Origin of the sequence: Pseudomonas sp. Irchel 3E20, from assembly GCF_900187645.1 — a bacterium.
Classification (GTDB): Bacteria; Pseudomonadota; Gammaproteobacteria; order Pseudomonadales; family Pseudomonadaceae; genus Aquipseudomonas.
Genome location: NZ_FYEE01000002.1, coordinates 98,779 through 121,999, shown reverse-complemented (window position 1 = coordinate 121,999; position 23,221 = coordinate 98,779). Strand labels below are relative to the sequence as shown.

Below are 23,221 nucleotides of genomic sequence, written 5' to 3'. Positions count from 1 at the left end.
GCAACAAAGCCCTTATTACCATAAGGCGGCGCGGCGCCGGCTGATGTGGGTCAACCGGCGCCGTGGGGGGGTTACTGCTGGTTTTCCTGCTCGGTGAACAGGTCGCTGAACAGCATGCTCGACAGGTAGCGCTCACCGGAGTCCGGCAGGATCACGACGATGGTCTTGCCCTGCATTTCCGGGGTTTGCGCCAGGCGCACGGCCACCGCCATCGCGGCGCCGCAGGAGATCCCGCACAAAATCCCCTCTTCCTGCATCAGGCGCAGGGCCATGGCCTTGGACTCTTCATCGCTCACCAACTCGACCCGGTCGACGATGGACAGGTCCAGGTTCTTGGGCACGAAACCGGCGCCGATGCCCTGGATCTTGTGCGGGCTAGGCTTGATTTCCTCACCGGCCAGGGCCTGGGTGATGACTGGCGAGGTGATCGGCTCCACGGCCACCGAGAGAATCGGCTTGCCCTGGGTGTGCTTGATGTAGCGCGACACGCCGCTGATGGTGCCGCCGGTGCCTACGCCGGCCACCAGCACGTCCACGGCGCCATCGGTGTCGTTCCAGATTTCCGGGCCGGTGGTTTTTTCGTGGATCGCCGGGTTGGCCGGGTTATCGAACTGCTGGGGCATGTAATAGGTGGCCGGGTCGCTGGCCAGGATTTCGGCGGCCTTCTCGATGGCGCCCTTCATGCCCTTGGCCGGCTCGGTGAGCACCAGTTCCGCGCCCAGGGCCTTGAGCACCTTGCGCCGCTCGATGCTCATGGACGCCGGCATGGTCAACATCAGCTTGTAGCCACGGGCGGCGGCGACGAACGCCAAACCGATGCCGGTGTTGCCCGAGGTGGGTTCGACGATGGTCATGCCCGGCTTGAGTTTGCCGCTGCTTTCGGCGTCCCAGATCATGTTGGCGCCGATCCGGCACTTGACCGAATACCCAGGGTTGCGCCCTTCGATTTTGGCCAGGATGGTCACGCCGCGCGGCGCGATGCGGTTGATCTGCACCAGGGGCGTGTTGCCGATGGAATGGGCGTTGTCAGCAAAAATGCGGCTCATGGCTGGGTCCTTATGCAGCGAAGAAGAAGCGTTCAAGGGTATGCCTCGTGCCGCGAGGCGTCCAGTCGAGGCGAACGGCCAGCGGCCCGCGCGGTCAACCCCTTACCTACACCGGAGACCCACCCCATGAAACGCCGCTACCGTTGGCCACTCTGGAGCCTGGCCGCCATCGCGCTGCTCCTGCTGGCCCTGCACATCGCCCTGCCCTACCTGGTACGCGACTACCTCAATGAAAAACTCGCCGACATGGGCGACTACCGCGGCCAGGTCAGCGACGTGGACCTGGCCCTGTGGCGCGGCGCGTACCGGATCAATGGCCTGGAGATCGTCAAAACTGACGCCAAGGTGCCGGTGCCGTTCGTCAACGCGCCGCTGATCGACCTCGCCGTCAGTTGGCACGCACTGTGGTACGACCGCGCGGTGGTGGCCCGGGTGCGCTTCGTCAAACCGCAGATCAACTTCGTCGATGGCGGTGCCAACCGCCAGGCGTCCCAGACCGGTGCCGGCACCGACTGGCGGGCGCAACTGGGCAAACTGCTGCCGATCACCCTGGACGAAGTGCGCATCGACGACGGCCAGGTCAGCTTCCACAACTTCAACTCCAAACCGGCGGTGAAGATGGACGCCACGGCGGTCAACGCCAGCTTCTACAACCTGACCAACGTGGTGGACGTCAAAGGCAAGCGCGACGCCCGTTTCGAGGGCAAGGCCCTGCTGTTGGGCCACGCGCCGCTGGAAACCACCGCCACCTTCGACCCGCTGAGCAACTTCGAGGACTTCCAGTTCCGCCTGCGCGCCCGGGATATCGAGCTCAAACGCCTGAACGACTTCGCCTCGGCCTACGGCAAGTTCGACTTCAACGCCGGCTCCGGCGATGTGGTGATCGAGGCCCAGGCCGAAAAAGGTCAATTAAGCGGTTACATCAAGCCGCTGCTGCGCGACGTGGAGGTGTTCAACTGGCAGCAGGACGTGGAAAACCGCAACAAGGGGGTTTTCCGTTCGATCTGGGAAGCCCTGGTGGGCACCAGCGAAACCGTGCTGAAAAACCAGCGCAAGAACCAGTTCGCCACCCGCGTGGAACTCAGCGGCAACGTGCACCAGCAAAACATCAGCACCTTGCAGGCCTTCCTGCAGATTCTGCGCAACGGCTTCGTCCAGGCCTTCAATGCCCGCTACGAGCAACCCAAGCCCGAGGCTGACTGAGTCACGGTGTGACGCCTCATTCAGAGACTGAATGGGGCGTCTGCGTTCACAGTCGCCCGGGCCTCGCGCTATAGTCGGGCACGTTTGCAATTTGTGTCCGCCCTGCCCCAGCGCAGGCCGGCGTTACCGTTCAAGGAGTTACCGATGAAATTCGAAGGCACCCAGGCCTATGTCGCCACCGATGACCTGAAACTGGCCGTCAACGCCGCCATCACCCTGGAACGGCCCCTGCTGGTCAAGGGCGAGCCGGGCACCGGCAAGACCATGCTCGCCGAACAACTGGCCGAGTCTTTCGGCGCCAAGTTGATTACCTGGCACATCAAGTCCACCACCAAGGCCCACCAGGGCCTGTACGAGTACGACGCGGTCAGCCGCCTGCGTGACTCGCAACTGGGCGTGGATAAAGTCCACGACGTGCGCAACTACCTGAAAAAAGGCAAGTTGTGGGAAGCCTTCGAGGCCGAGGAGCGGGTGATCCTGCTGATCGACGAAATCGACAAGGCCGACATCGAGTTTCCCAACGACTTGCTGCAAGAACTCGACAAGATGGAGTTCTATGTCTACGAGATCGACGAAACCATCAAGGCCAAGAAGCGCCCGATCATCATCATTACCTCCAACAACGAAAAAGAGCTGCCGGACGCCTTCCTGCGCCGCTGCTTCTTCCACTACATCGCCTTCCCGGACCGCACCACCCTGCAGAAAATCGTCGACGTGCATTACCCCGATATCAAGAAAGACTTGGTCAGCGAAGCCCTGGACGTGTTCTTCGATGTGCGCAAAGTGCCAGGCCTGAAGAAAAAACCCTCCACCTCCGAACTGGTGGACTGGCTAAAGCTGCTGATGGCCGACAACATCGGTGAGGCGGTGCTGCGCGAACGCGACCCGACCAAAGCCATCCCGCCCCTGGCCGGCGCCCTGGTGAAAAACGAGCAGGACGTGCAGTTGCTCGAACGCCTGGCGTTCATGAGCCGTCGCGGCACTCGATAAGGGCGAATGCCATGCTGCTTAACCTGTTCAATGAAATGCGCGCCGCCAAGGTACCGGTCTCGGTGCGCGAGCTGCTGGACCTCATCAACGCGCTTAAACAGCGCGTGACCTTCGCCGACATGGACGAGTTCTACTACTTGGCCCGGGCGATCCTGGTCAAGGATGAACGGCATTTCGACAAGTTCGACCGGGCCTTCGGCGCCTACTTCAATGGCCTGGAAAAACTCGACGACCACCTCCAGGCCCTGATCCCTGAAGACTGGTTGCGCAAGGAGTTCGAACGTTCCCTGAGCGACGAAGAACGGGCGCAGATCCAGTCTTTGGGCGGCCTCGACAAACTGATCGAAGAGTTCAAGAAACGCCTGGAAGAGCAAAAGGAACGCCACGCCGGCGGCAACAAATGGATCGGCACCGGTGGCACCAGCCCCTTCGGCTCCGGCGGTTTCAACCCCGAGGGCATCCGCGTGGGCGAGGCCGGCAAGCGCCAGGGCAAAGCCGTCAAGGTCTGGGACCAACGCGAGTACAAGAACCTCGACGACCAGGTGGAACTGGGCACCCGCAACATCAAGATCGCCCTGCGCCGCCTGCGCAAATTTGCCCGCCAGGGCGCGGCCGAAGAACTGGACATCGACGGCACCATCGACCACACCGCCCGTGATGCCGGCCTGCTCAACATTCAGATGCGCCCGGAACGGCGCAACACCATCAAGTTGCTGTTGTTGTTCGACATCGGCGGCTCGATGGACGCCCACGTAAAAATCTGCGAAGAGCTGTTCTCGGCGTGCAAGACCGAGTTCAAACACCTGGAGTACTTCTACTTCCACAACTTCGTTTATGAGTCGGTGTGGAAGAACAACCTGCGCCGCACCTCCGAGCGCACGTCCACCCAGGACCTGCTGCACAAGTACGGCGCCGACTACAAAGTGATCTTCATCGGCGACGCCGCCATGGCGCCCTACGAAATCACCCAACCGGGCGGCAGCGTCGAGCACTGGAACGAAGAGGCGGGCTATGTGTGGATGCAGCGCTTCAAGGAAAAGTACAAGAAGCTCATCTGGATCAACCCCTACCCCAAAGACGCCTGGAACTACACCGCCTCCACCAACCTGGTACGCGACCTGATCGACGACCAGATGTACCCGCTGACGTTGCGGGGGTTGGAGGAAGGGATGCGGTTCTTGTCCAAGTAGACGCGATCGCGGGCCCGCTCCCACAGAAAAACGCCTATGGGAGCGGGCCGGCTCGCGAGGCCGTCAGCAGTCGAGAAACCGCCGCACATACCGCACCTGCTGCTCATGGGCCAGGTCCTGTACCACCGGCGCCAGCCGCACTTCTTGCCCCGGCAGACATTGCGCCAACCGGGCCAGGGCCAGGGGCGTCAGGGCACCGAGGCGCGGGTAGCCGCCGATGGTTTGGCGGTCGTTGAGCAGCACAATCGGCTGGCCGTCCGGCGGCACCTGCACCGCGCCCAACGGGATGCCCTCGGAAATCATCGGCGCGCCCTGATACTGCAACGCCGTGCCCAACAGGCGAATGCCCATGCGGTCGGCGCGGCTGTCCAGGGTCCAGGTGCTATTGAAGGCATCGAACAGGCTCTGGCCACCGAACTGGCCGATCTGCGCCCCCAGCACCAGGTCCAGCGGTGCCTGGGAGGTGAAATCCGGGGCCTGCCCCGCCGCCAACGCCCGCACCGGCGCAGCCGTGCCGCTGCAAGTCAGTTCGCCCCCCTTGGCCAGGGCCCGGCCAAAGCCGTCCGGCCCGCCCAACGCCTCGCGCACCACGGTGGCGCAACTGCCCAGCACCCTTGGCGCGGCAAAACCGCCCGGGGCCGCCAGGTAGGCGCGTGCGCCCAACACCGGTTGGGTGAAACTCAAGCGCTGGCCCTGGCGGATGCTGAAACTGCGCCACGGCAGCAATGGCTGGCCGTCGAGTTGCGCGCCCAGATCGGCGCCGGCCAGGGCCAGGCAACCGTCGACCTGGGCCACCAGGGCAAAGCCGCCGAGGGTAACTTCCACCACCGCCGCGTCCAACGCATTACCCAGCAGCCAGTTGGCCCAGGCCATCGACACCCAGTCCGCCGCGCCGCCCTGGGTCACGCCCAAATGGCGCACGCCAAAGCGCCCGGCGTCCTGCAATAGGCACAGCGGCGTGCTGGCCTCGATCGAAAAACGGCTCATGGCAGCGCCTCCAACGGCGTGTCGTCACCGCCCAGGTTGATGAATTCGGCATGGCTCACCGCCTCGAAACGCACGGTGTCGCCCGGTTGCATCAGGCTGTAGCCGTCGCGCTCGCGGTCGAACAGTTTGCTGGGGGTGCGCCCGATCAGGTTCCAGCCACCGGGGGACACCACCGGGTAAGCGGCGGTCTGGCGTTCGGCGATGCCCACGCTGCCGGCCGCCACCCGCTTGCGCGGGGTGCCTAAGCGCGGCGCGGCGAGGGTTTCTTCCACCAGGCCCATAAAGGCGAACCCCGGCGCAAAGCCCAGGGCAAACACCTGGTAGTCGCGCTCGCTGTGGCGGCGGATCACCTCGGGGATGGCCAGGCCACTGCGCTGGGCCAACAGGCTCAGTTCCGGGCCGACGCTAAGGTCGTACCACACCGGCAACACATGGCGCTGGCCGCTGGCCTGGGCGTTAGGCGCCAGGTTGTGCAAGGCCTCGGCGATCAGTTCGCGGGCCTGGGCCGGGGTCAGCGCCAGCAGGTCGTAATGCACCATCAACGTGGTGTAGGACGGCACCAGGTCGATCAGGTGCGCGGCGAAGCCTTCGCGTACGCGCTCGCACGCGGCGAGCATCCACGGCATGTTCTCTTCGGCGATGGCGTCGAACAGGCGCACCATCAGGCAGTCGATGGCGACCGTTTCAATCCGTGGCGTCATGGGTTGGCCTGCCGGTCCAGGGCCTCGCGGATACGCTGTACCGCAGCCACCGAGCTGGCGTTGTCGCCGTGAACACACAGGGTGTTGGCGTGCAGCACCAAGGCGCTGCCATCACTGGCCACCAGCGGCTCGCCGCGGGCGATGCGCAGGGCCTGGTCGATGATGGTGTCGGCGTCGTGGTGCACCGCCCCCGGCAACTGCCGCGAAACCAGATGGCCGGCGGCGTCGTAGGCGCGGTCGGCAAAGGCCTCGAACCATAACGTCAGGCCGAATTCATCGCCCAGGGCCTGGGCCGCGCTGTTATCGCGGGTGGCCATGAGCATCAGCGGCAGCTGCCGGTCGTAGGCGGCCACGGCCTGGATGACCGCCCGCAACTGGGCGGGGTTGGCCATCATGTCGTTGTACATCGCGCCGTGGGGTTTGACGTAGCTGACGCGGGTGCCCTGGGCGCGGCAGATGCCGTCCAGCGCGCCGATCTGGTAGTGCAGCAGGTCCTGGATTTCCTGGGCCGAATACGCCATCGAGCGGCGCCCGAACCCGGCCAGGTCCTGGTACGCCGGGTGCGCGCCGATGCGCACCGCGTTCTTCAGGGCTAGGGCAACGGTCTTGCGCATGATGCTCGGATCGCCGGCGTGGAACCCGCAGGCAACGTTGGCGCAGTCAATGAAGGGCATGACCTCGGCGTCCAGACCCAGGGTCCAGTTGCCAAAGCTTTCGCCGATGTCGCAGTTCAATAGCAGGCGGCTCACGTGAACACTCCCGTAGGCTTTTGAATATTTTTATGCGGGAAATTTCTTCAATCTTCCGCAGATTATCAGTTAGTGTCCGTTGCGTGGCGGGCCACCGCGAGTGGCGAGCCGGGCGCCTAGCTGATTCTTATTGGTATTGTGCGAACCCGACGCCTATGGTGGGTGCAGGCATTTTTCGATGCTGGCGCCCTGCCCGTCCAACCAATAAAAACCGCTTCAAGGCATAAGTAAAAGTTGATCCCATGAATCTCAAGTTCCTCGAAACCTTCGTCTGGGTCGCGCGCCTCAAGAGCTTTCGCCTGACCGCAGAGAAGCTGTTCACCACCCAGGCCTCGATTTCCAGCCGCATCGCGGTGCTGGAAAGCGAGTTGGGGGCCAAACTGTTTTTGCGTGATTCGCGCGGCGTGAGCCTGACCCCCGAGGGCTTGAAGGTGCTCGATTACGCCGAGCAGATGATGGACACCATGCAGGCGCTCAAGCAGTCGATCTCCACCCGCAGCAGCAAGGTGGGGCGCATCCGCATCGGCGCGATGGACACGGTGATCCACACCTGGCTCAGCTCCCTGGTGGCGCAGATGGCGGACGTCTACCCGCAGGTGGAAATCGAATTGGTGGCCGATACCTCGCTCAACCTCTGCGATCAGTTGCAAAAAGGCTTTCTCGATCTGATTCTGCAAACCGACCTGCTGCGCCAGGAAAGCCTGCGCAGCCTGGAACTGGCCAGCCACCCGGTGGCGTGGATCGTGGCCAGCAATTCGATCTACAACCGCGATTACTCAGGCCTGGCCGACCTGGCCAACGAGCGCATCATCACCTACTCGAAAAACTCCCACCCACACCAGGAAATCCTCGGGCTGATGCAGGCCCATGGCGTAATGTCGCCGCGCCTGAGTTGCGTGAATTCGGTGTCGGCCATCACCCGCCTGCTGCGTGACGGCTTCGGCATCGCTGCGCTGCCGCCGGTGCTGGTGAGCGAAGAACTGGCCCGGGGCGAATTGACCCTGCTGCCCATCGACCAGCGCCCACCGAACCTGCAAGTGGTGGTGTGCTGGCGCGTGGGCGTGGACCTGGCCGAAGACATCGTGGCCCTGTGCCAGAGCACAGTGAGCGCCTATGCGCAGAAGATGGGCGAGACTTACATCGCCCTCAAATAAGACGTAGCAAGCAGGCTTGCCCGCTTCCTACCCTATGGGGATTACAAGCCGCGCAGGTTGCGGTCTTCGATGGGCCGGCTCTGGCGCAGACGCCGCCCGCCCAGCACCACCCAGTCGATCAGGCGGAACAGGCATTCGATGCCAAACGACAAGGCCAACGCGCCGCCCATGGCCCAGCCCATGGCTTCGGGGGTGAGGAGGATCTGGTAGCTGTAGCCGTTCCAGGTTTCCTCGCGGATCGCCGGGTCGGCGGCCAGCGCCACTTGCAGCACGCGGATGTACCACGGGCCTTGCATGGCCTGGAACTGCTTGTCTAACGCCTGCTGGCGGGTGAGCAAGGTGCTCAGGCTGTCGGCGTCGCTGCGAAACACCGGGTCGTCGCTGGCACGGTAATGGGCGACCAGGGCTTGCAAATCGCCCTTGAAGAACTGTTCGGCGGTGCGCTGGAAGCCTTGCAGGCCGGTCTGCGCTTCGATCAGGTGCGCCTCGACGCGCTTGCCGTAATCGCTGACAAACCCCGGCACCTGAACCCCGATCAACAGGCCCGCCGCAAACAACACCAGGCGCAGATAACTGAGCAACATCGTGGACGTCCTTATGGTTCGGTTTGGCCTTGGGCCACGCATTCGCCACCACGCCACAGGCTCCATTGGCCGGGCTGGTAGCGGGTCCAGGTTTCGTTTTCGGTCAAGGGTTCGGTGGCGATCACGGTGACCACGTCATTGGGCGTGGTTTCGGCCTGGAAGTCGACGATCACGTCCACGTCCTTCAAGCGCGCCGGGCCGAAGGGCGCACGCCGGGTGATCTGCGCCAGTTTGGTGGAGCAATAGCAAAACAGCCAATCACCGTCGCTGAGCAGGCAGTTGAATACGCCCAGGCTGCGGTACTCGGCGCAGGCTTGCAGCAACGAGGGCAGCAACTGCTCGATGTCCACCGGCTCCGGGAAGGCATCGCGCACGCGGTTGAGCAGGTCGCAGAACGCCGCTTCGCTGTCGGTATCGCCGACGGGCCGATAAAAAGTTGCCGCGGGGGCGAAACCGGCGAGCTGGCCGTTGTGCGCAAAGCACCAGTTGCGCCCCCACAGCTCGCGCACGAAGGGATGAGTGTTGGACAGGCAGACCTTGCCGACGTTGGCCTGGCGGATGTGGCCAATAACCACTTCGCTTTTGATCGGGTAGCGCTGCACCAGCAACGCCACTTCCGAGTCGCAACTGGCGCCCGGGTCCTGGAACAGGCGCAAGCCGCGCCCTTCATAAAACGCGATGCCCCAACCGTCGCGGTGCGGGCCGGTGCGCCCGCCGCGCTGCATCAGCCCGGTGAAGCTGAACACAATATCGGTCGGTACATTGGCGCTCATGCCCAGTAACTCACACATGCTCGGACTCTCGCTTCAATGCCGGGGCCAGGTTACAAACGCGGTTCGACGCGCGACCGCTGGGGGTTGCTGGGCAGTGGCGCACGGCCATAGCGGTCGTCGCCGGCATGCCCGAAAGGTTGTTCGTCGAGCTGCGCGTCAGCCGCGGCCGCGGCAGCCTTGGCGGCCTCGTTGCGCGCCTTGCGTTCGTTGATGCTGCGCTCGATGGGCCAGCGGATCAGCGCGAACACCAGGTACAGGCCCAGGGCGATGATGCTGTACATCACCAGGTCCGAGACTGCACGCAGGACGTTGTTGCCGACCTTGAGCAGCAGGTCCATCACGGTGATCGCCACGGCGGGGGCGAACTGCTCCTTGACCGGGTCGATGATGGTGGGCGTGAACAACACCACCGCCATCAACACCCGCAAGGGCTCGCGCAGCCAGCGCCACATCCAGCGGGTCATGCGCATCCACACCAACAGGCAGCCCAAAGCGGCAACGGCGTAAAGGCCCCAGGCGATCAGAAAGTCGTTCTCGGTCATGGTGTCCATGGCTGGCAGGCAAAGAGGCGCTATGATAACGGCTTTTCGCCCATCAGGCTTGTACGCCTTGCGCGTCGCCCGTTTTGTCAATTGCCCGAGAGCTCAAAATGCCCGTTTCTTCTTCCGTTCTCGCCGCGCCCATTGCCCACAAGGCCGACGGTGCCGATCCCTACGCCTGGCTGCAGGAGCGCGACAGCGCCCCGGTGCTCGACTACCTCAAGGCCGAAAACAGCTACGTGCAGGCGCAATTGGCCGATCAAGCGCCGCTGCGCGAGGCGCTGTTCGAAGAGATCAAGGGCCGCATCCTGGAAACCGACCTGTCCCTGCCCTCGCCCTGGGGCCCGTACCTGTATTACACCCGCACCACGGCGGGCGATGAGTACGCGCGCCACTACCGCTGCCCGCGCCCGGCGGACGACAGCCTGACCCTGGACGAAAGCCGCGAACAACTGCTGCTGGACCCCAACGTGCTGGCCAACGGCGGGTTTTTCTCCCTCGGCGCCTTCAGCATCAGCCCCGACCACCAGCGCCTGGCCTACAGCCTAGACACCAGCGGCGAAGAAACCTACACCCTGTTCGTCAAGGAACTGAGCAACGACAAACTCAGCGAACTGCCCTTCCAGGACTGCGACGGCAGCATGACCTGGGCCAACGACAGCCTGACCCTGTTTTTCGGCGAACTGGACGATACCCATCGCCCGCACAAACTCTTTCGCTATCGCCTCGACGGCACCGCCGCGCAAGAAGTGTTCCACGAGCCGGACGGGCGTTTTTTCCTGCACTGCTACCGCTCAAGTTCCGAGCGCCAGTTGCTGCTGTCGCTGGGCAGCAAGACCACCAGCGAAGTCTGGGCCCTGGACGCCAGCCAGCCGCAACAGCCCTTCACTTGCCTGGCGCCGCGGGTCGAAGGCCATGAATACGAGGTCGATCACGGCCAGCTCGACGGCCAGTGGACCTGGCTGATCCGTAGCAACCGCGACGGCATCAACTTCGCCCTGTACCAAGCCGCTGACCAGGGCCAGGCGCCCACCGCCGGCGACTGGCAAACCCTGATCCCCCACAGCGATACGGTGATGCTCGACGGCTTGAGCCTCAACGCTGGGGGCCTGACCCTGAGCCTGCGCATCGGTGGCCTGCCGGTCATCGAAGTGCGGCCCCAGGGCCTGCCGGCCTACCGCGTAGAGTTGCCCGACGCGGCCTACAGCCTCTATGTGCAAAACAGCCTGGAATTTGCCAGCGAACACATCCGCCTGCGCTACGAAGCCCTCAACCGTCCGGCGCAAATCCGCCAACTGCACCTGGCCACCGGCGAGCAAGTGGTGCTCAAGCAAACCCCGGTGCTCGGCCCATTCGACGCCGACGCCTACGTCAGCCAACGCCTGTGGGCCACCGCGCCGGACGGCACGCAGGTGCCCATCAGCCTGGTGGTCAAGCGCCAATGCCTGGGCCAGCCGACACCGCTCTACCTCTACGGCTACGGTGCCTATGGCGAAAGCCTCGACCCCTGGTTCTCCCACGCGCGCCTGAGCCTGCTGGACCGGGGCGTGGCCTTCGCCATCGCCCATGTGCGTGGTGGCGGCGAGTTGGGCGAAGCCTGGTACCGCGCCGGCAAGCAGGAGCACAAACAGAACACCTTCAATGACTTCATCGCCTGCGCCGAACACCTGATCGCCCAGGGCTACACCCGCCCCGAGCAACTGGTCATCAGTGGCGGCAGCGCTGGCGGCCTGTTGATTGGCGCGGTGCTCAACCAGCGCCCCCAGTTGTTCGCCGCGGCCATTGCCGAAGTGCCGTTCGTCGATGTGCTCAACACCATGCTCGACCCCGAACTGCCGCTGACCGTCACCGAGTACGACGAATGGGGCAACCCCCAGGACCCGCAGGTACACGCGCGGATCAAGGCCTACGCGCCGTACGAAAACGTGCGCGCCCAGGCCTACCCGGCGCTGCTGGTGATCGCCGGTTACAACGACAGCCGCGTGCAGTATTGGGAAGCGGCCAAGTGGGTGGCCAAATTGCGCGCCACCAAGACCGACACCAACCCGTTGCTGCTCAAGACGGAACTGGAGGCCGGCCACGGCGGCATGAGCGGGCGCTATCAGGGATTACGTGACGTAGCTCTCGAATACGCCTTTGTGTTCAAGGTGCTGGGCATCGCCTGAGGAACTGTAGGCCGCGTGCGTGTCTGAACCACACGCACTCATTTTCAAAGACCAAAGACGCACGACCATGTCCGAACCGACCCTACTGAACAACGAAATCCGCGACTGGCTGATGGACTGCGGCCTGTTCGATCAACTGCTGCCTGCGGACTTCGCGGCGGCGGCGGGCTACTTCAGCATCGCCACCATTGCCCAGGGCGAAGCCATTTTCCACGAGGGCGACGCCGGCAGCTTCATGTGCATCCTCCACAGCGGCCAGGTGGCGGTGCAAAAAACCAATGGCGACGGCCACGCGATGACCATCGCCACCCTGCGCGCCGGCCGCGCCTTTGGCGAAATGGCGGTGCTCGACGGCGAGCGGCGCTCGGCCAGTTGCGTGGCCGCCGAGGACTGCCAGTTGCTGACCCTGGGCAAGGATTCCCTGGAGCGCATGCTCAACGACGCGCCGAAAGTCGCCGCCAAAATCATCCGCGCCCTGGCCATCGCCCTGTCCAAACGCCTGCGCATGGCCGATGGCAAACTGCTGTCGCAGCAGGTCTAGCTGCCGGGCTTGAGCTTGTCCGGGGCCGGGTCTACGGGCAACGGCTGGTCTTTCGGCGGCCCGGGCTTGTCGATGGGCGGCAGCAGCGGCGCGCCGTTGCGGCTGCCCGTGGCCCGGGGCACGCCGGGCGGGGTGACTTGCGGGTAAGGCGTGGGCGTGGCGGTGCCCGGCGAACCCGGCACGGGCGGCGGCGCCACCGGCACCGTCTGCAACTCCTGGGCCTGCGCCGCACTTATCCAGAGCGCGGCCCCAGCAATGACCGTTAGAATGGTGCGCTTCATCGTTGGCTCCCTGGCCCTGGTGGTGAGCCTCAGGCTACTCCCAACCGCGCCGGTTTGCCCTGCTCCCTCGCGGTTTTTCCTCCTTCTCACATGAGCACCCCATGAAACGTTTCGTTCTGCTGGACACCACCCCGATCCCCGACAACGGCGGTGCCTTGTGCCTGTTCGAGTACGGCGAGGATTTCGTCATCAAGATCCAGGGTGGCGACGGCGGGCAATTGATGAATACCCGCATGCACGGCTCCGAGGATGCCCTGGCCGAGATCCCCTGCCGCAAAGTGGCCGGCCGGCCCGGCTCGCGGGTGCTGATCGGCGGCCTGGGCATGGGCTTTACCCTGGCCTCGGCCCTCAAGCACCTGGGCAAGAGCGCCGAAGTGGTGGTCGCCGAGCTGGTGCCAGGCGTGGTGGAGTGGAACCGCGGGGCGCTGGGGGAAAAATCCGGGCGCCCGCTGCTCGACCCGCGCACCGTGATCCGCCTGGAAGACGTGGCCAAGGTGCTGCAAGCCGAACCCCAGGGCTTTGACGCCATCATGCTGGACGTCGACAACGGCCCCGAAGGCCTGACCCAGAAAGCCAACAGTTGGCTGTACTCGGCCGGCGGCCTCAGCGCCTGCGCCAAGGCCCTGCGGCCCAAGGGCGTGCTGGCAGTGTGGTCGGCCAGCGCCGACCGCCAGTTCAGCGACAAACTGAAAAAGGCCGGGTTCAAGGCCGAAGAAGTGCAAGTCTTCGCCCACGGCAACAAGGGCACCCGGCACACCATCTGGATTGCCGAGAAACTCAAGGGCTGAGCTAAACTGCCAGCACTCCCGTCATTCGTCTTCTACACAGGTGAACCCATGAGTTCGACCAATACCTCCAAACTGGACCGTATCCTCGCCGACGCCCAACGCGACCGCGAGATGGGTTACCGCGACAAAGCGCTGAAAATGTACCCCCACGTGTGCGGCCGCTGCGCCCGTGAATTTGCCGGCAAGCGCCTGAGCGAACTGACCGTGCACCACCGCGACCACAACCACGACAACAACCCCCAGGACGGCTCCAACTGGGAACTGTTGTGCCTGTACTGCCACGACAACGAACACTCGCGCTACACCGACCAGCAGTACTTCGGCGAGGGCTCCCTGAGTACCCCCACCATCGCCAAGGCCACCCACAACCCGTTCGCCGCCCTGGCGGGGTTGATGAAAAAGGACGAGTGACTGCGCCTGCAACCTGGGCCTTGGAGTCCGCTCCACTGTGGGAGCAGGCCTGCCCGCGATGGCAGCGGTACCGCCAACACCCCTGCCTGCTGACAGATTGCTATCGCGAGCAGGCTCGCTCCCACAAAAGCCGGGGGAACTGCGCCAAACCTGTGGGAGCGGGCCTGCCCGCGATGGCAGCGGCACCGCCAACACCCCTGCCTGCTGACAGATTGCTATCGCGAGCAGGCTCGCTCCCACAAAAGCCGGGAGAACTGCGCCAAACCTGTGGGAGCAGGCCTGCCCGCGATGGCGGCGGTACCGCCAACACCCCTGCCTGCTGACAGATTGCTATCGCGAGCAGGCTCGCTCCCACAAAAGCCGGGGGAACTGCTCCCACAGAGGCTGGCGATAGCCATCGGCTAAACACCGCAATCGCCGTATAATCGCGCCTTTTCCCCGAAGGCTCCCCCTCCCGTGGCCAACAAACGATACAGCTGCATTGGTTTGTACAACCCCAAATCACCGGAAAACGTCGGCTCGGTGATGCGTGCGGCGGGTTGCTATGGCGTGGCTTCGGTGTTCTACACCGGCAAGCGCTATGAACGGGCCCGCGACTTCGTGACCGACACCAAGAAAGTCCACCAGGACATCCCGCTGATCGGCATCGACGACCTGAAAAAAATCCTGCCCCTAGGCTGCATCCCGGTGGCAGTGGAGTTGGTCGAGGGCGCCCGTTCGCTGCCCGAATACACTCACCCGGACCGCGCGCTGTATATCTTCGGCCCCGAGGACGGCTCCCTGGACAAAGAGATCCGCGACTGGTGCGAAGACGTGGTGTACATCCCCACCACCGGTTGCATGAACCTGGCGGCCACGGTCAACGTGGTGCTCTACGACCGCTTGGCCAAGGGCAATAACACCCGTTCCGGGCCTAAGTTCTGAGCGATCCGATGGAACAAGCGCCGCCCCCGCGTAGTCAGCCTTAAGAGCAACCCGCCCCCAGGAGACAGATCATGAGCGACAGCAAACTCGTACAACGCATCGAATCCACCACGCCCCGCGGCCCCGCCGAGCAGAACGTGCAGGGCTGGGAACGCATCGGCTCCCTGGCCGGCGGTGTGGTGATGATGGGCAAAGGCCTGCGCCGTGGCGGCGTGTTCGGCCTGATTCAAGTGGCGATTGGCGGCGTGGCCCTGGCCCGTGGCATCACCGGCCACAGTTCGGCCAAGAGCCTGCTGGAAAAAGGCCGCCGCGACATGGACAACGTGCGCGGCAAGATCGAACGCGCCGCCCGTGACCTCAACAACCTGCAAGCCAAGGCCGACGCCGCCACTGCGCCCAAGGCCAAGCCCGACCTCTAAGCGCGCACCTGGCTGCGTCTACACGCCCTTCAACAACTCGCTGTCGAGCACCTTTGAGCCGCCACCCAGGATGCTCTCGCTAAGCTGCACGAACTCGGCGGTGCTAACGCTTTCCAGGCGCATCACCGCCCGCAGCACGTCGTCAAGGGAGCGTTTGTTGCGGGTCTTGATGCGGATTTCACTGTCCAACTCCTGCAACAGCAGCACCGCCCGGGCCAATTGCGCCCCGGCGATGTGCTCGCCGCGCAGGCTAGTGACCTCGTGGCCCTGCTTGGCCAAGCGGGCGTGCAGGCTCTGGTAGCGCTCGTCGCTGATGCCCCCGGCGCGGCGCAGCAGTTCGATGGCGTAGTACTCGGCAAAACCTTCGCTGATCCAGTCACTGCCGTGGCTGTCGTTGATCCGCCCGAACACCTGCACCAACTCGCGCACCAAAGGGCTGCTGCCGCTCTCGCTGACCAGCGGCAAGCGGCTGCTCAGGTAAATGGAGTCGTGCCCGGCCAGGCTGGCGCGCCACATCGGGTCGCCGGCGCCGACAATCAGCAGCTTGCCCGGGTGGCGCGGGAACACCGCTTGCACCTGGGGCCAAACAAACGTCAGCAGGGTCAGCACGTCCATGCGGCGCATGCCCTGGCCCTGGGGCGAGGCCACGGTGACCTGGGTTTCCCCCAGCAACGTGCGGCGGCTGCCCAGGGTGCCGGCGAGCATCCACCCCGTGGGGCGGTCGAACAGGCGCGAAGGGTTGTCGATGCGAAAACGCTGCTTGCCGATGCGCGGCCACGCCGTCTCGACGCTTTTCCAGCCCGGCGGCAGCTCAAAGCCCAGGCGCGCCACCAATTCGACGCCATCCTGCTGATCGAGCCGCGCCGCCGGCACCAGCAAATCGCCGCGCAACAGTGCCCACTTGGGCGTCACGCGGCTGTCGAAACTGCCATTGTCACGGGCCTGGTTGATGCGTACGCGGTAGCTCAGGCTGGCCTTGCCGCTGGCCGGGCGCCAGATGCCGCGCCGGTCCTGGGCCTGCCACTGGCCGTCGGCCTTGAAATCGCTGTAGTCGTCGCCCGCGCCCAGGTCGAAATCCAGGCTGCGCACCGCCGAGCCTTCGCCCAGGGTCAGGGTGACCCAGGCCTGGTCGCCCTTGGGCAACAACTTGACCTGGTAATCCAGGTCGACTTTCTTCGCCGCCCACAGCGGCGCACTCAGCGCCAGCAGCAAGCAGGCCGCCGCCAGCCGGGTTCCTACAGCCATACACAGTCCCTCGTGGTTCAACGATTGCGCCGCCGGGCCGTGGGGCCTCAGCCTGCGCGAAAAATCAGGTGGTCTTCCCAATCGTCCTCGGCCACGCTGCCTTCGGCCAGCATGCGCCCGGACTGGGAAATACGTTCGTGGTGCACCGCGTCGCGGTCACCGCACACCAGGTGATGCCACCGCGGCAGGTCCTTGCCCTCGCTGACCAAGCGGTAGCCGCAGGTCGGCGGCAGCCAGGTGAACTGGTCGGCCTTGCCCGGGGTGAGCTGGATGCAATCGGGCACCGTGTCGCGGCGGTTGGGGTAGTCACTGCACTGGCAGGTGTTCAGGTCCAACAACTTGCAGGCAATTCGCGTGTAATAGACGCTGTTGTCCTCTTCATCCTCGAGCTTTTGCAGGCAGCACAGGCCACAGCCGTCGCACAACGATTCCCACTCCTGCGGGTCGAGTTGTTCGAGGGTTTTGCGGGTCCAGAAGGGTTCTACGTTGGCAGCCATGGTTCGCAGTTCAACATCAGCGCAGTGAAAAGGCCGCCAGTCTAGTGCCAAGGGGGCGGTGGGCCAAGGGCGGGCGACTGCTGGTAGCGCCAGGCTTGTCAGTTTGCCCCTCGCCCAGTAGCTTTAGGCGCTGGCCGCAGGCCATTAACGCTCGACCGCGTTGCCTGCGCCGCGCTGTAAACCCCGCCAAAAACCCATCGCCCAGCCTAACTGCGCCCGCCGGTTTTTATCCGTATTCATTGACCTAGCCAGGAACCCTGCATGAGCGCTAACCCTCGCGTTGCCGACTACGCCATCCACCCGCAATTCATCGAACGCTGGTCGCCCCGGGCCTTTACCGGCGAGAGCATCCCCCAAGAAACCCTGCTGAGCTTCTTTGAAGCCGCGCGCTGGGCGCCTTCGGCCTACAACTCGCAGCCGTGGCGCTTTTTGTATGCACGCCGCGACACGCCGAACTGGGAGCGCTACCTGGGCCTGCTCAACGAATTCAACCGCAGTTGGGCGCAACACGCCTCGGCCCTGGTGATCGTGATCTCGAAAACCACCTTCACCGCCCCCGGCGCCAGCGAAGAAACCCCGGCCCTGTGGCACACCTTCGACACCGGCTCGGCCTGGGGCCACCTGGCGTTGCAAGCAAGCCTGAGCGGCTGGCACACCCACGGCATGGCCGGGTTCGACCAAGACTTGACCCGTAAGGAGTTGAACATCCCCGAGGGCTACGCCCTGCACGCCGCCGTGGCCATCGGCAAACTCGGCGACAAGGCCACCCTGGCCGACTACCTACAGGCCCGGGAAACCCCAAGCCCCCGCCGCCCGCTGAGCGAGTTGGCGGCGGAAGGGGATTTCAGCCTTTAAGGCTGACAGGCCTGTGGGAGCCACCCGCGACAACGCCCGCTCAATAGCCCCGGGCGAAATCCACTTCCCCGCGCAAGGCTTGCTGGGCCTGATAGGCACGCAGGTTTTCGACGAACAACTGCACCAGCAACGGCGGTGAAGTGGGCGCGGAGCTGTGGCCGGTCAGCAGCAGGCCCCAGGCTGTCCAGAAGGGATGGCGCTGGGGCAGCGGTTCCTGGCGGCAGACGTCGATCACTGCACCGGCCAGGTGCCCTTCCTTGAGGGCCTCGACCAGGTCGGCGTCCACCACCGCCACGCCGCGCCCGGCGTTGATGAACAGCGCCGTGGGCTTGAACTGCTTGAACAGCGCGGCGTTGTACAGGTCGTGGGTGTGGGGAGTGTTGGGCAGCAGGTTAATCACGTAATCCACCTGCCCCACCAGCCGCGGCAAATCTTCCAGCGCCGCCACTTCAATAAACGGCGCCTGCTCGCGGGCGCTGCTGGCGATGCCGTACAACTGCACGCCAAAAGGCACCAAAAACTGCGCCACACAACTGCCGATGTCGCCGGTGCCGACGATCAACGCCTTGCGCCCGGCCAGGCTCTGGCCCAGGCGCCCGTCCCACTTGCGCTCCACCTGGCTGACCAGGCGCGCCAGCACTTCGCGCTCGTGGCCGAGCATGTAGGTGAGCACGTATTCGGCCATGACCTGGCCGAAAATCCCCACCGCCCGGGTTAGGCGATAGTCGCGCGGCAAGCCGTCGGCCAGCAGCGGCGTGATGCCCGCCCAGGTCGATTGCAGCCATTGTGGGTGGTGGCCCTGGCGCAGCAGGGTCGCCAACAGGTCGGGCTGGCCCAACCACACCGGGCAGTCGGCCGCCAGGCTGGCCAGTTCGGCGGAATCGCCGCTGGTCAGCACCTCAAGGTCGGGCGCGGCGGCGCGCAGCAGTTGGGCGTAGAGGGCGTGGTCGTGTTCAGCAATCAGAACGCGCATGGTTCAAACCTTTCAAAAACAGGGCACGGGGCCGCGGCCGTCGATTCCCGACAGCCCCGCCCCCCTGGCAAAAATGTGCATCCAACGGATAACAGTGCCCCTGGCAGGGCACTTAGCGATCACACCGGGTCATTGCGCCGCAGCAGCTCTTCGGGCAAGTGCTCGATGTACTCGTCTTCGGCGGGCGGCATTTGCAGGTGGTAACCCTGGGATTCCAGGTTCGCCAGCACCACATGAATGTCTTCGCGCGACAGCGCGCGCTGCGGGCTCAGCACCAGGTCGAAGGCGTGGTGCGGCTTGCCGAACGCGGCCAAGAGGTTTTCCGGCACACGCTCCAGGGCATCGCTTTTGAGCACGTAAAGGTACATCTCGTTTTTCTTCAGGCTGCGGTAGATGGAGCAAATACGTTTCAAGGCTGTTCTCCGGCGGTGGCCAGGCTGTCGAGCAGGGCCTGGCCCATCAATTCGCGGCGCCAGCCACGCAGGGAATCGGGCAATTGATAAGGGCCCTGGGGGAAGCCGCTTTTAATCAGCGCTTCGAGGGTTTTCTTGCGCAGCATCAGCTCCGGGGCGATATCCAGGCGCTCGGCCTCGCTCTGGCCCAAGGCGCGTAGGCGCTTGACCAAGGCGGCAGCTTCCACCGGCAGCGGCTCGGGCACGGCCGGTGGCCATTGCTCGGGCGGCAGGTTGGCGAAGCGCTGGATGAGGTCGAGCAGGAACTGGCCGTCCTGGCGCACGGTGCGCGGGTGCATGTCGTCGATTTTCGCCAGCGCCGAGAGGTTGTCGGGCTGGGTGCGGGCCAATGGCCACAGGGCGTGCTCGCGGATGATACGGTTGCGCGGCAGGTCCCGGGCGCGGGCCTCTTGCTCGCGCCAGGCGCACAGCTCACGCAACACCGCCAATTGGGCGCGGGACAGCTTCCAGGCCAGCTTAGCCTCGCGATAGACCTCGTAGGGGTCGGTTTCGCGGCGCAGGTTGGCCACCAGTTCGGCGCCATCCTCCAGGACCCAGGCGTGCTTGTCGTCCGACAGCTTGGGCCGCAGGTGGTTGTAAACCTCGGCCAGATGCACGGCATCTTCGGCGGCGTAGCTGATTTGCGTGTCCGACAACGGCCGGCGCAACCAGTCAGAGCGGGTTTCGCCCTTGGGCAGCTCAATGCCCAGCACTTCCTGGACCAGGCGCGAGTAACCCATGGAGAAGCCCAGGTTGAGGTAAGCGGCGGCCAATTGGGTGTCGAACAGCGGCGCCGGCAGGCTGCCGGTCAGGCGCAACAGCACTTCCAGGTCTTCGCTGCAGGCGTGCAGCACCTTGGTCACCGCCGGGTTTTCCAGCAATGCCGCCAGGGGCTGCCAGTTGTCGATGGTCAACGGGTCGATCAGGTAGGCGCGCTCGCCGTCGCCGATCTGCAACAGGCCGGCGATGGGGTAGAAGGTGTCGACCCGCATGAATTCGGTGTCGAGGGCGACGAAGGGCAGTGCCTGCCACTGTGTACAGAAACGACCGAGGCTATCGTTGTCGCGAATCCAGTGAATATCGATGGCCACACGGCTCTCCCTTGAAGAATGGCGCGCAGTATATATCGCCCCCGGGGATTTCCGCGCCTGAACTACAGCTGTGCACAAAGGAAAAAACCTTCAAGAGCTGAAGAATAGACCTACAAGCCAGCCCTAACTGGCCTTCCTCAGGACATAAACCCGCGACAAGGCGAGGCCGGGGAAAAAATCCTGATGACTGACGATGTCGAATCCCGCTTGTCTGAATTCCTTTTCGATGTGGTTTTTGCTGCCCTGCAAGGGGTTTTCATCGCGTACGCGGCCCAGGTCAAGGCCCCCCAGCAGGCGCACGCAAACAATCACCGTGTCACGGCTGACCCGGTGGAATTCGCGCAGCAAGGCCAGGCGATGCTCGCCGTTGAGCATGTGGGCGTAGAGGCGCATGCAGAAGATGCAATCGACGGCATTGGCCGATAGGCCGAGGCTGAAGGCCGAACTGTGGAAGGTCTTGACCCGCGCCAGCACTTCACGCGGGTGGTGGATGGGCGCGTGGTCGAGCATCTGCGGGGAGTTGTCGGCCGCCAGGATCACCCGGTTGCCGTGCTCGGCCAGCACCGGCCAGAACAGCCCCGCGCCACAGGCCACGTCCAGGATCAACCCCGGCTCCCCGGCAGCCTTGAGTGCGCCACGCACCCGTTGTTCGTCACGCCATTGCGCCAGGCGTTGGCCCAGGCCCAGCGGCCGAGCCTCCAGGCAGGTGCTGGCGTGCTCGCGCTCGTAACGCTCGGCGAATTCATGCTCAACGGTGGAAGGTGACTGCGATGACATCAAGCCAACACTCGAAGGTAAGGGTCATGGAAGCGGCAGGTTAGCCGCTGGCAGGTGAAAAAAAGGTGAGCGCATGTGCTTTGTCGTAACAAGAGGGCTTGCCCGCGCAGCACTCCCAGGCTTCTCAGGGCCTGAGTACGCGGTGTTGCCGGATGCTTTGGGGTCGCTGCGCAACCCTGCGCCGGCCAGCACGCTGGCTACGGTGTTTATTGGCCGGCCAGCACGCCATCGAGCACCGGCGTGCGGCACCCGGCGAACAGGTCGAGTTTGCCGTCGTACACCTGGGTGCTGACCTCCAAGAGGCCCAGCATGGAATGGAACAGGTTGTCCTGGCTCAAAGGTTTGTCGCGGCTCAACTGCAGGCAGTGGGTGTCCAGCGCAAAGCTCTTTTGGTAGCTGTCGGAGAACCAAGCCAGCATCGCCACGTGTTTTTGCTGGTCCGGCGCCAGCATGTAGGGCGTGCCATGGAGGAACAGGTTGTACTCGCCCAGCGACTCACCGTGGTCGGAGAGGTACAGCATGGCGGTATCGACCTTGTCCTGGTTGCGCCGCAGCAGGTCGATCAGGGTCGCCAGCACGTGGTCGGTGTAGACCAGGGTGTTGTCGTAGCCATTGACGATGCTTTCGCGGCTGCAATTGTTCAGCGCATTGCTTTCGCACACCGGGGTGAAACGCTCGTAGGCCTTGGGGTAGCGCTTGAAGTATTCCGGGCCGTGGCTGCCCATTTGGTGCAGCACCAGCACGGTGTCCTTGGCCAGGCTGTCGATCAGTTGCTGCAAGCCTTGCAGGAGGATTTCGTCGCGGCACTCGCTGTTGGCGCACAACTGCGGGTCCTTGAGGTTGCTGACATCTTGCAGGGTGACCCGGTCGCACGTGCCCTTGCAGCCGGACTGGTTGTCGCGCCAGATCACTTCCAGCCCGGCGCGCTTGAGCACGTCCAGCAGGCCTTCCTGGTTTTTCGCCTGGCTGGCGTCGTAGCCCTTGCGGCCCATGTTGGAGAACATGCACGGCACCGACACCGCTGTCTCGGTGCCACAGGAGCGCACGTCGGTAAAGGCGATCAACCCACTCTCCTTGTTCAGTTGCGGGGTGGTATCGCGCTCGTAGCCGAGGATGCCGAAGTTCTGCGCCCGGGCGCTCTCGCCCACCACCAACACCGTCAGCGATTTGCGGCCGTGGGTTTGCCAGGTGGGGTTCTTTTGCGCGTCTTCGCCGATGGCCACAAAAGACCGGCCGGCCGCCGCCGCTTGCTCGCGCAGCAGCCCCGCCGCAGCGCCTATGTAGTTGCTCGGCACCAGCATCAGGCGCAGTTCGTGGTGGTTGCGAAACAGCGACGACAGGCCCTGATAGTTGACCAACGCCACGCCACCAATCACTGCCATCGACACGACACCTGCCAGCAACTTAAACAACAACTCGCGGGGCCAGGGGCGATAACTAATTGGAAGTTTCCAAACGATCAGCGACGGTATTACACCCAAGCCCACTATATAAGCCAGCCACTTCCAGGACAGTAAGTCACGCACTTCCGTGGCATTGGTCTGGGCAAAGTTACGTACCATGCCGGTATCGATCAACACCCCGTATTGCGCCATAAAATAGGCCACGCCAGCGCTAATCATGAATAACAGAATCAACAGCGGCTTAAATACATAACGAAACGCCAACAACGTCAGCACCAGGTTAAACGCAAATACGATCATCACCCCGAACGCCACGCGCAGGCCAAAACCCTGGCCGCCCGTGGCGGTAATCGCGAACAGGTGCTGCCATAACGTAATGTTGAAGGCCACTAATAAAAAGGCACTGGCAACCAACGTCACCCATTCTGGGCGCACGGCTTTAGTCGTTGACATGATGATCTGCTTATTCCTTGAAAGAAGTGC

General features: G+C 64.1%; 26 protein-coding genes. 11 read left to right on the top strand and 15 right to left on the bottom strand.

The window, feature by feature from the left end; all coding sequences use genetic code 11:
- Positions 1-71: 71 nt before the first annotated feature.
- Positions 72-1,046 carry a cysteine synthase A gene (gene cysK / locus CKW13_RS03995; RefSeq protein ID WP_095107274.1) on the bottom strand — a complete coding sequence of 325 codons (975 nt, stop codon included), beginning with the start codon at positions 1,044-1,046 and terminating at the stop codon, positions 72-74.
- 126 nt (positions 1,047-1,172) lie between these two features.
- On the opposite strand from cysK, the gene CKW13_RS03990 reads away from it, so the two are divergent.
- The 3 genes from CKW13_RS03990 to CKW13_RS03980 all read left to right on the top strand — a co-directional run bounded on the left by CKW13_RS03990 (position 1,173) and on the right by CKW13_RS03980 (position 4,429).
- The gene (locus CKW13_RS03990; protein ID WP_095107272.1) at positions 1,173-2,249 is read left to right on the top strand and encodes a DUF748 domain-containing protein; all 1,077 of its coding nucleotides are present in this window, start codon (positions 1,173-1,175) and stop codon (positions 2,247-2,249) included.
- Positions 2,250-2,393: 144 nt separating this feature from the next.
- Entirely contained in the window at positions 2,394-3,239 is an 846-nt protein-coding gene (locus tag CKW13_RS03985) for a MoxR family ATPase (RefSeq protein ID WP_095107270.1), read from the top strand.
- A gap of 11 nt (positions 3,240-3,250) precedes the next feature.
- A complete protein-coding gene (locus CKW13_RS03980; protein WP_095107268.1) occupies positions 3,251-4,429 on the top strand; it encodes a VWA domain-containing protein in 1,179 nt (392 codons plus the stop codon).
- 63 nt (positions 4,430-4,492) lie between these two features.
- On the opposite strand, the gene CKW13_RS03975 is transcribed toward CKW13_RS03980, so the two are convergent.
- The 3 genes from CKW13_RS03975 to CKW13_RS03965 are packed head-to-tail and all read right to left on the bottom strand — an operon-like array spanning position 4,493 to position 6,866.
- Positions 4,493-5,416 carry a biotin-dependent carboxyltransferase family protein gene (locus tag CKW13_RS03975; protein WP_095107265.1) on the bottom strand — a complete coding sequence of 308 codons (924 nt, stop codon included), beginning with the start codon at positions 5,414-5,416 and terminating at the stop codon, positions 4,493-4,495.
- Positions 5,413-6,117, bottom strand: coding sequence for an allophanate hydrolase subunit 1 (locus tag CKW13_RS03970; RefSeq protein WP_095107263.1), 705 nt, complete (start codon positions 6,115-6,117; stop codon positions 5,413-5,415). The genes CKW13_RS03975 and CKW13_RS03970 overlap by 4 nt, the downstream gene beginning before the upstream one ends.
- Positions 6,114-6,866, bottom strand: coding sequence for a 5-oxoprolinase subunit PxpA (locus CKW13_RS03965; RefSeq protein WP_095107261.1), 753 nt, complete (start codon positions 6,864-6,866; stop codon positions 6,114-6,116). Before CKW13_RS03965 ends, CKW13_RS03970 begins: the two co-directional genes overlap by 4 nt.
- A gap of 242 nt (positions 6,867-7,108) precedes the next feature.
- Here CKW13_RS03965 and CKW13_RS03960 point away from each other — a divergent pair, with 242 nt between their 5' ends.
- Positions 7,109-8,020, top strand: a complete 912-nt coding sequence (locus CKW13_RS03960; RefSeq protein ID WP_095107259.1) for a LysR family transcriptional regulator — start codon at positions 7,109-7,111, stop codon at positions 8,018-8,020.
- Between the two features lie 41 nt (positions 8,021-8,061).
- On the opposite strand, the gene CKW13_RS03955 is transcribed toward CKW13_RS03960, so the two are convergent.
- From CKW13_RS03955 to CKW13_RS03945, 3 genes are read right to left on the bottom strand one after another with little or no spacing between them, the layout of a single operon-like run.
- On the bottom strand, positions 8,062-8,604 hold the full coding sequence (locus tag CKW13_RS03955) for a DUF2937 family protein (protein WP_095107257.1): 543 nt from the start codon (positions 8,602-8,604) through the stop codon (positions 8,062-8,064).
- Between the two features lie 11 nt (positions 8,605-8,615).
- Entirely contained in the window at positions 8,616-9,395 is a 780-nt protein-coding gene (locus tag CKW13_RS03950) for a class II glutamine amidotransferase (protein WP_095107255.1), read from the bottom strand.
- Between the two features lie 32 nt (positions 9,396-9,427).
- Positions 9,428-9,928 (bottom strand): MFS transporter, encoded by a 501-nt coding sequence (locus CKW13_RS03945; RefSeq protein ID WP_095107253.1) that lies wholly within the window; start codon positions 9,926-9,928, stop codon positions 9,428-9,430.
- A gap of 98 nt (positions 9,929-10,026) precedes the next feature.
- Between CKW13_RS03945 and CKW13_RS03940 the strand changes: the two genes are divergently transcribed.
- Both CKW13_RS03940 and CKW13_RS03935 read left to right on the top strand, forming a co-directional pair.
- Positions 10,027-12,081 carry a S9 family peptidase gene (locus CKW13_RS03940; RefSeq protein WP_095107251.1) on the top strand — a complete coding sequence of 685 codons (2,055 nt, stop codon included), beginning with the start codon at positions 10,027-10,029 and terminating at the stop codon, positions 12,079-12,081.
- 67 nt (positions 12,082-12,148) lie between these two features.
- Positions 12,149-12,622, top strand: a complete 474-nt coding sequence (locus tag CKW13_RS03935) for a cyclic nucleotide-binding domain-containing protein (RefSeq protein ID WP_095107249.1) — start codon at positions 12,149-12,151, stop codon at positions 12,620-12,622.
- Here CKW13_RS03935 and CKW13_RS03930 read toward each other — a convergent pair.
- A complete protein-coding gene (locus tag CKW13_RS03930; RefSeq protein ID WP_095107247.1) occupies positions 12,619-12,903 on the bottom strand; it encodes a hypothetical protein in 285 nt (94 codons plus the stop codon). The genes CKW13_RS03935 and CKW13_RS03930 overlap by 4 nt on opposite strands.
- Positions 12,904-13,004: 101 nt before the next feature.
- On the opposite strand from CKW13_RS03930, the gene CKW13_RS03925 reads away from it, so the two are divergent.
- From CKW13_RS03925 to CKW13_RS03910, 4 genes are all read left to right on the top strand, one after another.
- Entirely contained in the window at positions 13,005-13,691 is a 687-nt protein-coding gene (locus tag CKW13_RS03925; RefSeq protein ID WP_095107245.1) for a spermidine synthase, read from the top strand.
- Positions 13,692-13,739: 48 nt separating this feature from the next.
- Positions 13,740-14,102: a YajD family HNH nuclease gene (locus tag CKW13_RS03920; RefSeq protein ID WP_095107243.1), complete on the top strand. Its 363-nt coding sequence runs from the start codon at positions 13,740-13,742 to the stop codon at positions 14,100-14,102.
- 456 nt (positions 14,103-14,558) lie between these two features.
- Positions 14,559-15,026, top strand: a complete 468-nt coding sequence (locus tag CKW13_RS03915; protein WP_095107241.1) for an RNA methyltransferase — start codon at positions 14,559-14,561, stop codon at positions 15,024-15,026.
- A gap of 71 nt (positions 15,027-15,097) precedes the next feature.
- Entirely contained in the window at positions 15,098-15,445 is a 348-nt protein-coding gene (locus CKW13_RS03910; protein WP_095107239.1) for a DUF2892 domain-containing protein, read from the top strand.
- Positions 15,446-15,463: 18 nt separating this feature from the next.
- Here the strand turns inward: CKW13_RS03910 and CKW13_RS03905 are convergent, their stop codons facing one another.
- Together CKW13_RS03905 and CKW13_RS03900 are read right to left on the bottom strand one after the other, a co-directional pair.
- Positions 15,464-16,690, bottom strand: coding sequence for a hypothetical protein (locus CKW13_RS03905; protein ID WP_095107236.1), 1,227 nt, complete (start codon positions 16,688-16,690; stop codon positions 15,464-15,466).
- Between the two features lie 47 nt (positions 16,691-16,737).
- The gene (locus CKW13_RS03900; protein WP_095107234.1) at positions 16,738-17,187 is read right to left on the bottom strand and encodes a YcgN family cysteine cluster protein; all 450 of its coding nucleotides are present in this window, start codon (positions 17,185-17,187) and stop codon (positions 16,738-16,740) included.
- Positions 17,188-17,448: 261 nt separating this feature from the next.
- Between CKW13_RS03900 and CKW13_RS03895 the strand changes: the two genes are divergently transcribed.
- Positions 17,449-18,042 carry a nitroreductase family protein gene (locus CKW13_RS03895; protein WP_095107231.1) on the top strand — a complete coding sequence of 198 codons (594 nt, stop codon included), beginning with the start codon at positions 17,449-17,451 and terminating at the stop codon, positions 18,040-18,042.
- A gap of 40 nt (positions 18,043-18,082) precedes the next feature.
- Here CKW13_RS03895 and CKW13_RS03890 read toward each other — a convergent pair whose 3' ends face one another.
- The 5 genes from CKW13_RS03890 to CKW13_RS03870 form a co-directional block, all read right to left on the bottom strand.
- Complete coding sequence (locus CKW13_RS03890; protein ID WP_095107229.1) at positions 18,083-19,015, bottom strand: D-2-hydroxyacid dehydrogenase; 933 nt, start codon at positions 19,013-19,015, stop codon at positions 18,083-18,085.
- 119 nt (positions 19,016-19,134) lie between these two features.
- Positions 19,135-19,428: a YcgL domain-containing protein gene (locus CKW13_RS03885; RefSeq protein WP_095107227.1), complete on the bottom strand. Its 294-nt coding sequence runs from the start codon at positions 19,426-19,428 to the stop codon at positions 19,135-19,137.
- Positions 19,425-20,558 carry a ribonuclease D gene (gene rnd / locus CKW13_RS03880; protein ID WP_095107224.1) on the bottom strand — a complete coding sequence of 378 codons (1,134 nt, stop codon included), beginning with the start codon at positions 20,556-20,558 and terminating at the stop codon, positions 19,425-19,427. The genes CKW13_RS03885 and rnd overlap by 4 nt, the downstream gene beginning before the upstream one ends.
- Before the next feature lie 123 nt (positions 20,559-20,681).
- A complete protein-coding gene (locus CKW13_RS03875) occupies positions 20,682-21,335 on the bottom strand; it encodes a class I SAM-dependent methyltransferase (RefSeq protein WP_095107222.1) in 654 nt (217 codons plus the stop codon).
- Positions 21,336-21,541: 206 nt separating this feature from the next.
- A complete protein-coding gene (locus tag CKW13_RS03870) occupies positions 21,542-23,191 on the bottom strand; it encodes a phosphoethanolamine transferase (RefSeq protein ID WP_095107220.1) in 1,650 nt (549 codons plus the stop codon).
- Positions 23,192-23,221 lie beyond the last annotated feature (30 nt).